This is a genomic window from Helicobacter anseris (genome assembly GCF_003364335.1).
In the GTDB taxonomy this organism is placed as follows: Bacteria; Campylobacterota; Campylobacteria; order Campylobacterales; family Helicobacteraceae; genus Helicobacter_H; species Helicobacter_H anseris.
Genome location: NZ_NXLX01000006.1, coordinates 19,554 through 31,809 on the forward strand (window position 1 = coordinate 19,554; position 12,256 = coordinate 31,809).

A 12,256-nucleotide genomic window follows, 5' to 3' on the forward strand; every position below is an offset into this window, starting at 1 on the left:
TTTGCCAATGATTAAAATAATGAAGTAATAATTATTATCTTTAACATTAAAATTATGAGGAAAGAATAATGAAAAAAAGTATTTTAAGCGCGTGTTTATTGGCTTTTTTGGCAAGTGACTATACAAATGCCAATGAAACTTATGATTCCAATCAGATTGCTGATATTTTTTATAAACTCAATGGCGATGTCAATGATCCACATAGAAAAGTAAATCATGCAAAAGGGTTTTGCACAAGTGGTAATTTTGAACCCACAAAGGATATTGTAAAAAGTCTTGATGTGCCTTTTTTAGATCAAAAGTCTATCCCTACACAGGTGCGATATTCTTTAGGTGGAGCGATTATGAGTGATAAAAGCAAGCCTAGAGGTATGGCAATAAAGATGCAAGATGATAAAGGAAGCTGGACGATGGTAATGCTTGGTTCTGAAATCAATTTTGCAAAGAATCCACAAGAATTTGGTCAGTATTTTGAGATGAGAATTCCTGTAGATGGTAAGGTAGATCAAGAAAAAATCAAGAGATTAACTCAAGAGGTAGATTCTTATCGTAATTTTGAAGAATATATGAAAAATGTAGGTATTAGCTCAAGTGTCGCAAATACGGCTTATTATAGTATCCATACTTTTTATTTCAAGGATAAAAAAAGTGGCAAGATGTTGCCTGCAAGATGGAAATTTGTGCCTGTTGAGGGCGTGAAATACCTAAGTGATGAGGAATTAAAAAAGGTAGGTGATAATTATCTATTAGAGAGATTTCAAGAGCATATAAAAAGTAAGCCTATAGAGTATAAGATGTATCTTGTCTATGCAAATAAAGATGATGTTACTAATGATACTACTGCACTATGGAAAGGTAAGCATAAAGAGGTATTGGTAGGAACTTTAAAAGTTTCAAAGTATGATGGAATGGATTGTAATGCTGATGTATATTTCCCATCAGATTTACCAGATGGTGTAGGTGCTCCAAATGATCCGCTTTTCCAAATTCGCAATGAAACTTATGGTGTTACTTTTGGAAGACGCCAATAAATTTTTCACCCTTTTGATAAGGGTGAATCAAACTTTTAGACTATTTTTTAGCTGATTTCTTACTATCTCAATACTCCACATCCACACAATATGTCCAAAAAATTCTGAAAAATGCTCATCAAAAGGTATTTCTCCCAAAGGTGGTGTGTGTTGCATAATAGGCATTAAAAGGACATGTGCAAAGAAATAAACAAAAATACCAAATAAAACCCCTTGATATTTTGTAATCCAGTGATGTTTTTGAGCAACAAAACAATAAAAAAGCGCAAAAAATACAGAAAATCCTATATGCACGATAAAAATACTCAGAGGTAACTCTATCCCAGAAAAAATATAAAACCAATCTGTAGGCAAGCCTAATTGTTCTAAAAATATTTTTGGTGGAGTGGTGCGTTCAAGAGAATCTATAGGGAAAAATACTTCAGGATTTCTTGGTGGGAATGGTATCTCCCATCCCCATTTTACAATCGCTCCAAAAATACCTGCTACAACTCCAATAAAGAAGAGTTTTAAAAAATTTATTTGCCTTTGCATTTTTTATCCTTAAATGTTGTTTAATATTTTTTGTATATCAGAAATTTTATTTTTAATAGATTCTAGGACTTCTTCAGGAGAGGGGAGTGCGTCTTCCTCTTCTTTAATCCAATTGATATCAAGTTTATAGCTATTGCTTTCAATCTCAGAGTAAGAAAATCTTTTAAATCTCTCGCTTTCTACCCTTTTGCTTCTATCTTCCATACAATAACATCGTTTAAAATCTTCCAAATCTTCAATCCTTATAGGATTTTCTACGAGGGTAAATCTTTTCTTGCTTCTTAGATCATAAATCCATACCTCTTTGCTTTGTATTTCCTCACTCATTTCTTTTTTCTCAAAAAACAGCACATTGGCCTTTACTCCTTGAGCATAAAATATTCCTGTAGGAAGTCTCAAAATCGTATGGAGATTAAAATTTGCAAGCAGTCGTTTTCTTATTTTCTCTCCAGCTCCTTCCTCAAATAGCACATTGTCAGGCAAAACTACCCCAGCTCTACCATTAAAAGAAAGAATACTCATAATATGTTGAAGGAAATTTAGTTGTTTGTTGCTTGTAGTGGCAAAAAAGTCATCCCTCTCATAATATTCTTCTTGGGCTTTCGTATCACCCTCATCAGTAATAATCTTAGTGCTACTTTTTTTACCAAAAGGTGGATTAGTAGCGATAATATCAAAATATTTAGAGCCTTTTTCTTTTAAAGAATCAGCACAAGAAATGTTTCCTTCTTCTCCTCCTATATTATGAAGCACCATATTCATTGCACAAAGACTTGCTACAAGAGGGGCTATATCTTGTCCATATAAAGTAGAGGTTTTAAGCTCTCTAAGCTGAGTGCGGTTGAGAGTGTTATGAGATTTGATATATTCATAGGCTGAGAGCAAAAACCCTCCTGTCCCGCAAGCAGGGTCACAAATCTTTTCCCCAAGTGAGGGACTTAAGCATTCAATAATACAATCAATAATCACTCTAGGAGTGAAATATTGTCCAGCCCCTCCTTTGCTATCTTGAGCATTTTTTTCTAACAACCCTTCATAAATATCGCCTTTAACATCACTACTTAATCCCAACCATTCTTCTTTGTCGATGATGCCAATCAATCTTTTGAGATTAGCAGGCTCATTGATTTTATTTTGAGCTTTGGCATAAATGGTGCCAATCACACCACTTTGATGAGAAAGGGTAGAGAGGATATGCGTATAAATTTTTTCTAATTCTTCTCCTGATGAATTTAAAAGGTTGCTCCATTGACAATCTTTTGGGAGAAGTGATGTAGTGGCATTGCTTTTACATTTTTCATCATCCATTTTTAAAAAAAGAAGATAGGTAAATTGTGCGACATAGTCGGTATAAGCCACACCACTATCTCTTAAGATTGTTGCATAATTCCAAACTTTTTTTATCAATGTTGAAGTATTACTCATTTTTTTCTTTACCGCTCCTTTTTGCAACTTTTTGATCAATGAGGATTTTGATTTCCTTAGATTTGAAAAGGTAATTATGAGAGTAGTTATCTTCCAATTCACTTTTTTTGCGTTCAATGATTGTGTTTATCACTCTAAGTGCTTGTATAAATACTTCGCTAAGTTTTTCTTGTTGTTTTTCAAACACAAATTTTTCATCTAAAATATTTGGATTTAGCTTACTCATTGCATAGCATATGCTGAAAATTGCGTGTGGGAAAAATGCCTCATTTGTATTGTTTTGATTAACAAATCTAATAATCTCATAGCTTCTAAAAAGTCTAAAAGCTAGAGTTTTTTCTTCACTCTTATTTTCAAATATCTCATCAAAATATCTTCTTAATACTGCCATTTTGGAAGATTTGGCATCTGAGGGGTTGGATTTGTAAATTGCCACATAGGCTTGAATAAGAAAATCATTTTTCAAAACTTCAATTTTTTGGTCTTTGCTAGGGATTTCTCCTGATTTGATTTCTAGGAATATTTGATGATCTAAAAAATATTTTTGGATAAAACGCTGTTTTTTATGGTTGGCTTTGAGATCACGAAAATTGATAGGATTTTGGCTATTTGCCCCTTCTGTGATTTTTGCAATGATTGAATCTTCGGTGAGAACAAATATTTTAAGCAAGATTCTTGTATTTTCATTGATATTTGAGCGTGCAAGGGTTTCGGTGGTTTGTCCTCCATTGATAATCATCGGATTTTTGATTTTTAGAATCTTATTGCCAAGCCCATCACCGATGGGAGGGGCAAATCCATCGCATACGATAGAGATACCATTGTTGATAAACCAAAAGAATTTGCTTTCTTCCTTTGATTCTGCTGTGGCTTGAATTTTTTTGTTGATTGTGTTTAGTCCTTTGTAGTAGCGAATATTTTTTTCAAGTAGATTTTGCTCTCCGTGTTTTTTATACATATCTATAAATTCTCTAGCATTTACTGTTGCGATATGTCCGCTCACTCCACTGATGAGGTTTTCGGTAATATCTCCTATGGTGGTGAGTGTTACTTCAAAATCTTTTTTGATTGGTTCAAGCGAATATCTTGCTATCTCTTTTGCCCCATAGGTGCAAATCTCATATTCTTTGTATCTTTCTTTGAATATCTCAATATCCTGAGTGGCTTCCCCATTGCTTACAAAATGGATAAAAATATTAGGGAAGCCATTATCAGTGATTGCTTCTTGAATATCTTGTATTCTACTTTTGAGGAGCTCAGAGAGCTTTGCAGGGATTTTGCCTCCAAGAATTCTATGTGTGGATTCTAGTGTGAGTCGGATATCGTTTTCACCGATACTTTTGTCAGGCTTAGAGAAGTATTTGGATTGAAAAAAATGGATAGAAAAGTTTTCTTCAGTGTGAATGTAAATCGCATCAATTTGGGCATCTCCACTTCCATCGGTAATGCAAGGAATAGCTTCTAAAATATCAATATTGCATATCTCACTCATTGCGTAAGCCAAAAATGCATAAGAGTTTTTTCTCTGCAAGATTTCATCTGTATTCTTAGCTTCAAATTCTTTGAGTTTTCTCTCTGGAATAAGTGAAAAAAATCTTGTGATTTTGTTGGCTAAATACTCATAATACATTGCTTACTCCTTAACTTTATTTTCTGTATTTTATCATACAAGCTCACCTTTGAACGCACTCTCAAGCAGAGAGAGGCGATAGGTTTCGCATTCTTTGAGAGAGGATTCCAAAAGGCTTTTGGCTGAAGCGATTTTCTCTAGTTTTGATTCCAAAATCTCCACGATTTCCCTCTGAATCTCAAGGGGTGGGAGGGGGATTGAGAAGTTTTCTAAATCGTGTGAGCGAATAGAGGGAGAATTATCCCCACGCATAAATTGATTTAGCCCATTGACAACTAGAGGAGAAATCATCAAAAAGAATAAATATTTTGGGAGTAGATTTGACTTTGGGCGACAGACATAAAACCCTGTTGAGGCTACACAATGGCTAAACTCCAAATCAACAAAAGCAATATTTTTGAGATAGGGTCTAACCATAGAAAACAAAGTATCTCCCTCTTTGACTTCTCTTTTGGCACGGCTTGGGGCTTTGGAAGTGGGGAGAGTTTTTGGGGTGGTAATCGTTTGGGTTTTGTTGTCAATGCTTTCTATATCAATATAGGAGAAAGTATCTTTATCAAGTTTTGCTGTTGTCATTTTCTCCAAACACTCTCCTAATCTCACCCATTGCCAATCTTTGGAATGAGGGGTGAGGTTGCCATTGAAAGCGTCGTTGAGGAGTGAGAGGCGATAGGTTTCGCATTCTTTTAGAGATGATTCCAAAATGGCTTTGGCTGAAGTGATCTTTTCTAGTTTTGATTCCAAAATCTCCACGATTTCCCTCTGAATCTCAAGAGGTGGGAGGGGGATTTCAATCTGTTCAACTATGCTTTTTGAAATCTCTTTAAATGTCGTTCCTCTCCCCAAAGAATTGAGAAAAGTAGTTTTGCCTTTGAGAAAGTAAAAAAGATAAAGATTGTAGATTTTTTTCTCATCACATACAAGGTTTTTGAAACCTTGATTGCAATACATTTCACTACCTACAATAGCAACCTTGCCAATAGGTGCTCTTGAGCTTAGCAAAATTGTTCCTATGGGGAGAATTTTTAGGCTTTTATCTTTGACTGCTTTTTGTGTAATTTGTCTTTTTGTCTGATAGATAATCTTTGAATCATTGTTGATTTCTGCAGGGGTAATCCACGGACATTCTCCGTCCCAATACTCTGGGTTTGTTGTTGAGGGGGTTGTTCCTCCAATAATTTCAGCAATATCTCCAAGTCTTATCCATTGCCAATGTTGGGGGAGGTTGTGGGGAGTCATTTGGATTCCCATTCTTTTTGTCTTTGGAGCAAAAAGAGCAAGGTTGAGGCTGTGGAATGCATAGCGTAAGTGATAAAAGATTGGTCGATTTTTCTTTTTTCTACTCCTGTTCCGTGTCCTCCATTGTTGTTTCTGATATTTCCTATGGTGTTTAAAACCTTTGCGAGTCCATTGAGAGATTCTGTGCTGTAATTGGGTAGAAAGTTGTTGTTTTTGAGAGTTTCTGTTAGTGAGCTGAGCGTAGAGCTTTTGGGTAGTTCAAATTTGTTGATATCACAAATAATTTTTATTGTTGATTCTGCAGATTTACAAAGATTGACAAACATTTCTTCATAACGCCTATGATTGCAATCATCAAAAGCTTGACGATATTCGACATTGGCATTTTCAAAACGAGAATCTTGTAAAAGTTCAAGAGTGGGTTTGACAACATTTTTATGCATTGGCAAACTATCAATGCGAATTAGCGTGTCGTTTTCAAATTGATATCCAAAACCATTTTCTAGCATTCTTTGATTGAGTTCTTGTAGGATTTTTTGGTCATGGATTCTGAAAAAATGAAATATTATTGTTAATAAGTCTAGAAAAATTTCAAGTTGTTCGTTTTTGAATAGACAAATAAAATTTGCAATATCGCCAAAATAATTCATGGAAAAACTACAAGCGTTTTCTTCTAGTTTATAGAGTTGGAATAGTCCGTGTTCATCACAAATGAGTGTATGAATTTGATGAGAAAAATTTTTAGCATAGCTTTGGTCAAAAAGCCTAACAATTATGTTTCTCAACTTCTGAGAAACTTCATCGTATTGATAAATGTCAGGGTAGAGTGTTCCATTTTCAATTTTTTTTCTACGACTTGGTAGATTATCAAATATCATTCTCTCTCCTTGTTTTTATCGTGTCTATTTTTTTGAGTTTTTTTCTAGTGTATTGTTCTGTTCTTTCAATTTTTATTCCTCTTCATCATGAATGAATTTACAGGTTTGATATGTTGTGTTTTTTGAACAATTTTCATTACTCGTATATTTAATACTGATATTTTTGTCTTTGATTGCCCGATAAACTTCAGGATAAAGAATTCTTGTTTTTTCTCGATTTTTTTCAGAATAAGTTTTATTTTTCCCTGTCCAATCAATCATTCCAAGTATGTAAATTTTATTTTCATCTTCATCTGGATTGTAAAATTTTGCAAAAATTTGTTTTATTTCCGAAGATTGGGTGTATTCTAGTAAGGTGCTTGGAATCTTTTTGTTAAATTCTTTGAAGAATTCTGAGGGTTGAAAGGGATTTTCTCCTTTGGGCATTCTAGGTATCTCTAAAATCTCTTTCAATTTTTCATAGTCTTCTGGTAGCAAAAAAGTCTCAAGGGAAAAACCATATTCTATATCTAGAGATAGCGTAAGGTTTGTTCCTTTTTTGATAATGAGTAATTGAAATGGATTTTTGTCAATATCAAACATTGCAACCAATGCAATACTGTTATGGCGATAGTCAAAAATTGTGTAAGTTAGATCTTTGTCTTTCATTTGTTTATAAAGATTTTTTAATCCACTCATGCAATACATCGTTAATTCTCCTTAAATTTATTTATTTTTTACCCCACCAAAGCCTCATAAAGCTCTTCAAGACAGACTTCTAGCTTGAAGCTATCACCTAACACTCTGTTAGCATAGGCGATTCCTCCCTCATCAGCGAAGTATTCGCCAAAGTCTTTTTGAGAGAAATAACCCTCTGTGATGATACATTCTTTGATGGTATCAAAAAGATTTCTTTGCTCTTTGGTGAGATGGATTCCTTTGTTGATAAGTCGTCCTAGATAAAGCTCATAGAGTTTGTTGGCATTTTCTGCAAAAGAGTGGAGTTCTTTGATTTGTTGATAGCCTAGTCGCACTAAAGAAATGAGGTCTGTGAGATTTTTATAGGCACTTTGTTTGTTTTGCTTTTTTGCATAGCTTTTCCAAAGCTTAGCGATGTCTATTTGAGATTCTTGAAGCTTTTGTTTGAGCTCTTCTAGGGCATTTTGAGTAATATGGATTTTTTTCTTATCATAGAGGATAGAGAGAGCAAGGATAGAATCTTTGTGTTCTATGATAAATCTCTCAAAATCTTCGATTTGATTAGTAGATTCTATGGGTTGAGAGAGTGTAACTTCATCGGTGTTGAGTTCATCGATATAGATATAGAGGATTTTAGCGATATTGATGAGCGAGTTTCTAAATGAAGCGTGATTAAAGGGCGCTGTGATGAAGTTTGCAAGCTGTTCTTTTTGCTCCTCTTGTGTGAGTGGTGTGGGGGTAGATGGGTGTAGCGTGATATCTTCTTCTAAAATATTTGAGAGTGTATAGAGTTGCTTAGATAAGGAGAGAAGAGAATTAGATGGAATAAAGTCATATTCTTCTTTATTTTCTCCGAAATTTCCTTGAAGTGGAGTTTGGATAGGTGGGATAAAAGTCTCTTCCAAAAGTTTTTGAAGATATGCTTCATCTTTCTTGTCAATTTTTTGAGCTATTCTTGAGATTTTGGAAGCAAGGAGGGAAGTGTTTTGTGGTGTAATGATTCCCTTGGCAATATCTTCTATGGCTTTTTTAAGTGTGGGGGTTTGTGCTCTATCACCTTTAATGATAGGAGTAGAGAGGATTTTAGCGCTATCTAGCACCCCAATACAATCGATAATATAGAATTTATTTTTGCTTTTGGCATTTGGGGTAACTTCTCTTAGAGCTTGATCATCTATGGAGCGACATCCACGCCCTTTCATTTGTTCAAAATACCCTGAAGATTTGACATTTCTCATAAAGATTAGCACTTCAAGAGGTTTGATGTCTGTCCCTGTGGCTATCATATCCACTGTGATTGCGATTCTAAAGTTTGGATTAGTTCTAAAATCTCTTATGGCTTCTTTGCTATTTTTGTTGGTATGGGTGATTTTTTGAGCAAAAGTATTGCCTTTGCCAAAAACCTCTCTAGCAATGAGTGTGATTTCCTCGGCGTGATGATCATCTTTAGCAAAAATAAGAGTTTTTGGGATGTAGGCTAAATTTTTGCTTTCATCTTCACTTTTTCTTTCAGAAAAAAGTTGAGAATAGATAAGTTTTTTATACTCTGTGAGGATTGTGCGGATTTGAGAGCGATTGAGCACTTTTGTATCTAAGTCTTTGTTGCTATAGGCTAGCTCTTCATCTAATTCTTCATAGATTATTTTTCTATCGCGTTTGTCTCTTTTGATGATTAGACTTTTAGGAGGGATAACAGATCCATTTTGAGTGATATTAGTCTCAATCCTCCACGCCCAAAAATCTACATTTACTCCATCTAAGACAGATTGCTCATAAGTGTAGGAGTAGATAAGATTGCTTTGGAAAAATCCAAAAGTAAGCTTAGAGGGGGTAGCAGTCAGCCCAATAATAAAGCTATCAAAATAATCTAAAATTGCTCTCCAATTCCCATAAATAGATCGATGACATTCATCCACAATAATAAAATCAAAGAAATCAAAAGGAATGCTTTGGTTATAAGGAATTTTAGAAATTACATTTTGGAGAGTTTGAGAGGATTCTAGCTCTTCATCTTCTTCTGTTAAAGGGGTATTTGTGAGGATAGAATAAAGCCTTTGAATAGTCATAATCACAATTTGACTATCTTCAGGGATAGTATTTTGAGTAATGTGATTGATGATGTAGAGTTCAGAAAAGGAACGATTGGAGATTTTAAAATTTTCATATTCGCTTAGTGTTTGAGAACCTAAATCCTTTCTATCTACTAAAAAAAGAATGCGTTTAGCACGAGCGTATTTCAAAAGTCTGTAAGAAATATTGCAAGCAGTATAGGTTTTTCCGCTACCTGTTGCCATTTGAAGCAAAGAGCGATTGTGGTTTTCTGCAAGAGAAGATTCTAGATTTTTTATAGCATGATATTGACATTCTCTGAGATTATTTTTTTCAAGAAGAGGTATATTTTTAAGAAAATTTCTCAAAGGGTCAGATTTGATGAGATTTAGCAGAGAGCTTGGAGTATGAAAATAGCTTAAGATTCTTGAGCGATAATCTTGCTCTCTTAAGTCGCAAAAATAAATTTCTTCCCCATTGCTTTCATAAATAAAAGCAGGAGCATTTTGAAATATTGGAGCACCTTTTGGGATAAAGTTAGCATAATGAGAGCTTTGAGCAAATACGCCACTTAGGAGGTATCCTGATTTTTTGGCTTCGATGATACCGATGATTTTTCCTTCAACATAAAGCACATAGTCTGCAAATTTTTTATCACTTGTGCAAAATTCGCAATATGCTACACCTTGTGATGCCAAACGATTGAAATTTTCTTTCGTTTGTATTTCCCAGCCTGCAAGCTTTAGTTTTTGATCAATCTGTTCTCGTGCAATCTCTTCAGGTTTTTTCACTTTTTGTTTCCATAATTGATTTAAATAATAGGGTTAATTTTTTTGTTTAGATTATACCAAATACTTTGAGTATGCAGTTTTATGAAAATATGTTGTTTATGATTTTAAGTGTGATAGAATCACTTCTTAGCTTAAAAATTTATGAATAAATGAGGTTTTATGGATATTTTTCAAGCGATTATTATGGGGATAGTGGAGGGATTGACAGAATTTTTACCAGTATCTTCTACGGGGCATATGATTTTAGCAGGGCATTTTTTGGGCATTGATCAAGAGAGTGATTTTGTAAAAACTTTTGAGATAGCAATTCAGCTTGGTTCTATACTAGCGGTGCTGTTTGTTTTACATCAAAAGCTTTTAAGGGGATTTGATATTTGGATAAAGCTAATAGTGGGTTTTGTGCCAACGGGGTTGATAGGATTTTTTGCCTATAAATATATCAAGGCTTTTTTTGTTCCGCAAACAGTTGCATATATGCTTATTTTTGGGGGCATTGTATTTTTGTGGATAGAGTGGAGAAATAAAAAAAGAGATTCTAAAGTTTTTGGTAAAAGTGATTTTAATCAGATAAGCTATAAAGAGGCTTTTATCGTGGGATTGTGTCAGAGTCTTGCGATGATACCTGGAACTTCAAGAAGTGGAGCAACAATCGTTGCGGGGTTGCTTATAGGGTTTTCTAGGACTTTGGCAGCAGAATTTTCTTTTATGCTTGCTATTCCTACAATGTTTGTCGCGACAACTTATGATATCTGTAAAAATCTTGAGATTTTAGATACACAAAATATCACCTTGTTGCTTGTGGGTAGCGTAGTGGCTTTTTTAACAGCACTTGCAAGCATTAAAATCTTTTTGGGCTTTGTGAGTAGATTTAGTTATGTGCCTTTTGGTATTTATAGAATCTTGGCGGGCATTGTGTTTTTATTTTATTTTTGGAAGTTTTATGCGTGATATTGTTCTTGTAAGCTCAAAACCACACGAGGAAATAAAAACCCTTGTTGTAAATGAAATAGAATTTTTAGATATGTTTGACGCTCTAAAAGAAATCAAAAAAGATTTTCAAGCTTTAGTTTTTACCTCAAAAAATGCCATAAAATCTTTGGAGCAAAATATACAAAAATATCCAGAATTTGAGTTTTTAAAAAAAATCCCTTGCTATGTGATAGGGCAAAGTAGTGCAATGGCTTTGGAGAAATACGGCTTTAATGTTGAGTATATTGGAGAAGATTCTCATGGCTTTGGTTTTGCAAGCGAGATTATTCCTATGCTGAAAAAAAAGAAAGTGCTGTATTTTAGGGCAAAAAAAATTGTTTCTGGACTTGATGAGTTGCTTTTGAATGCAAGTGTGAAACTCAAACAAATCATCGCTTATGAAAATAAAAAAAATAGTGTAGATAGAGCATTAAAACCAAGCCCAAAATCTATTTTGATTTTTACTGCCCCAAGTCATTATCTTTCTTTTGTGCAAAATTTTTCTTGGGATGGGAGTTATATTGCTGTTGCCATAGGGATGACTACTTTTGGTATTTTTGATACAAGTATCGAGGCTTTTGTGAGTCCAAGACAGGATTTGCAAAGTTGCATTGATTTTGCAAGAGAAATTGCAAGAAGATTGGCATAGTTTGGATATAAAACTTTTATTTTTTGTGTTTGTTGGAGGGGGATTGGGGAGTATTGCTAGATATTTGTGTGCAATATTTTTGCAAAAATTTTCTTATTTCCCTTTAGGAACACTTTTTGTCAATGTTTTTGGAGCTTTTTTAATGGGGGCGTGTATCTATTTATTTTTTGAAAAAAATTTAAGTAGTGATTGGAAGATTTTTTTGATGAGTGGATTTTTGGGAGGTTTTACTACTTTTTCTAGTTTTGGAATGGAAGTATTCTTTATGATGAAACAAGGGTATTTTTACAAAACATTGCTTTATGTTTGTGCGAGTAATTTTTTGGTATTTTTGTGTGTGTATTTGGGTTTTGTTTTTGCAAAAAAGCTTGTAAATTGAAGTT

The 12,256-nt window shown here is 34.1% G+C and carries 11 protein-coding genes; 4 read left to right on the forward strand and 7 right to left on the reverse strand.

Annotated elements, in window-relative coordinates:
• The first annotated feature begins 68 nt into the window (after positions 1–68).
• Positions 69–1,031, forward strand: coding sequence for a catalase family peroxidase (locus CQA57_RS03395; protein ID WP_115578835.1), 963 nt, complete (start codon positions 69–71; stop codon positions 1,029–1,031).
• A 27-nt stretch (positions 1,032–1,058) separates the two neighbouring features.
• Here CQA57_RS03395 and CQA57_RS03400 read toward each other — a convergent pair whose 3' ends face one another.
• From CQA57_RS03400 to CQA57_RS03430, 7 genes are all read right to left on the reverse strand, one after another.
• The gene (locus CQA57_RS03400; protein ID WP_115578836.1) at positions 1,059–1,565 is read right to left on the reverse strand and encodes a YagU family protein; all 507 of its coding nucleotides are present in this window, start codon (positions 1,563–1,565) and stop codon (positions 1,059–1,061) included.
• A gap of 9 nt (positions 1,566–1,574) precedes the next feature.
• Positions 1,575–2,990 (reverse strand): class I SAM-dependent DNA methyltransferase, encoded by a 1,416-nt coding sequence (locus tag CQA57_RS03405; RefSeq protein ID WP_115578883.1) that lies wholly within the window; start codon positions 2,988–2,990, stop codon positions 1,575–1,577.
• On the reverse strand, positions 2,983–4,620 hold the full coding sequence (locus CQA57_RS03410) for an AIPR family protein (RefSeq protein ID WP_115578837.1): 1,638 nt from the start codon (positions 4,618–4,620) through the stop codon (positions 2,983–2,985). The genes CQA57_RS03405 and CQA57_RS03410 overlap by 8 nt, the downstream gene beginning before the upstream one ends.
• A 33-nt stretch (positions 4,621–4,653) precedes the next feature.
• Positions 4,654–5,859 (reverse strand): restriction endonuclease subunit S, encoded by a 1,206-nt coding sequence (locus CQA57_RS03415; protein ID WP_170126812.1) that lies wholly within the window; start codon positions 5,857–5,859, stop codon positions 4,654–4,656.
• Positions 5,856–6,737: an STM4504/CBY_0614 family protein gene (locus CQA57_RS03420; RefSeq protein WP_115578839.1), complete on the reverse strand. Its 882-nt coding sequence runs from the start codon at positions 6,735–6,737 to the stop codon at positions 5,856–5,858. Before CQA57_RS03420 ends, CQA57_RS03415 begins: the two co-directional genes overlap by 4 nt.
• Positions 6,738–6,809: 72 nt before the next feature.
• Positions 6,810–7,424: a DUF6037 family protein gene (locus CQA57_RS03425; RefSeq protein WP_115578840.1), complete on the reverse strand. Its 615-nt coding sequence runs from the start codon at positions 7,422–7,424 to the stop codon at positions 6,810–6,812.
• 29 nt (positions 7,425–7,453) lie between these two features.
• A complete protein-coding gene (locus CQA57_RS03430; protein WP_115578841.1) occupies positions 7,454–10,255 on the reverse strand; it encodes a type I restriction endonuclease subunit R in 2,802 nt (933 codons plus the stop codon).
• Between the two features lie 159 nt (positions 10,256–10,414).
• Between CQA57_RS03430 and CQA57_RS03435 the strand changes: the two genes are divergently transcribed.
• From CQA57_RS03435 to crcB, 3 genes are read left to right on the forward strand one after another with little or no spacing between them, the layout of a single operon-like run.
• Positions 10,415–11,203 carry an undecaprenyl-diphosphate phosphatase gene (locus CQA57_RS03435; RefSeq protein WP_115578842.1) on the forward strand — a complete coding sequence of 263 codons (789 nt, stop codon included), beginning with the start codon at positions 10,415–10,417 and terminating at the stop codon, positions 11,201–11,203.
• On the forward strand, positions 11,196–11,873 hold the full coding sequence (locus tag CQA57_RS03440; protein ID WP_170126813.1) for a uroporphyrinogen-III synthase: 678 nt from the start codon (positions 11,196–11,198) through the stop codon (positions 11,871–11,873). Before CQA57_RS03435 ends, CQA57_RS03440 begins: the two co-directional genes overlap by 8 nt.
• Positions 11,842–12,252, forward strand: coding sequence for a fluoride efflux transporter CrcB (gene crcB / locus CQA57_RS03445; protein WP_211305541.1), 411 nt, complete (start codon positions 11,842–11,844; stop codon positions 12,250–12,252). The genes CQA57_RS03440 and crcB overlap by 32 nt, the downstream gene beginning before the upstream one ends.
• Positions 12,253–12,256 lie beyond the last annotated feature (4 nt).

What these genes read in the sequence shown, in the direction of transcription:
- CQA57_RS03395 (WP_115578835.1), top strand. Translation starts at nt 69, where the DNA reads ATGAAAAAAAGTATTTTAAGCGCGTGTTTATTGGCTTTTTTGGCAAGT.
- CQA57_RS03400 (WP_115578836.1), bottom strand. Translation starts at nt 1,565, where the DNA reads ATGCAAAGGCAAATAAATTTTTTAAAACTCTTCTTTATTGGAGTTGTA.
- CQA57_RS03405 (WP_115578883.1), bottom strand. Translation starts at nt 2,990, where the DNA reads ATGAGTAATACTTCAACATTGATAAAAAAAGTTTGGAATTATGCAACA.
- CQA57_RS03410 (WP_115578837.1), bottom strand. Translation starts at nt 4,620, where the DNA reads ATGTATTATGAGTATTTAGCCAACAAAATCACAAGATTTTTTTCACTT.
- CQA57_RS03415 (WP_170126812.1), bottom strand. Translation starts at nt 5,859, where the DNA reads ATGACTCCCCACAACCTCCCCCAACATTGGCAATGGATAAGACTTGGA.
- CQA57_RS03420 (WP_115578839.1), bottom strand. Translation starts at nt 6,737, where the DNA reads ATGATATTTGATAATCTACCAAGTCGTAGAAAAAAAATTGAAAATGGA.
- CQA57_RS03425 (WP_115578840.1), bottom strand. Translation starts at nt 7,424, where the DNA reads ATGTATTGCATGAGTGGATTAAAAAATCTTTATAAACAAATGAAAGAC.
- CQA57_RS03435 (WP_115578842.1), top strand. Translation starts at nt 10,415, where the DNA reads ATGGATATTTTTCAAGCGATTATTATGGGGATAGTGGAGGGATTGACA.
- CQA57_RS03440 (WP_170126813.1), top strand. Translation starts at nt 11,196, where the DNA reads ATGCGTGATATTGTTCTTGTAAGCTCAAAACCACACGAGGAAATAAAA.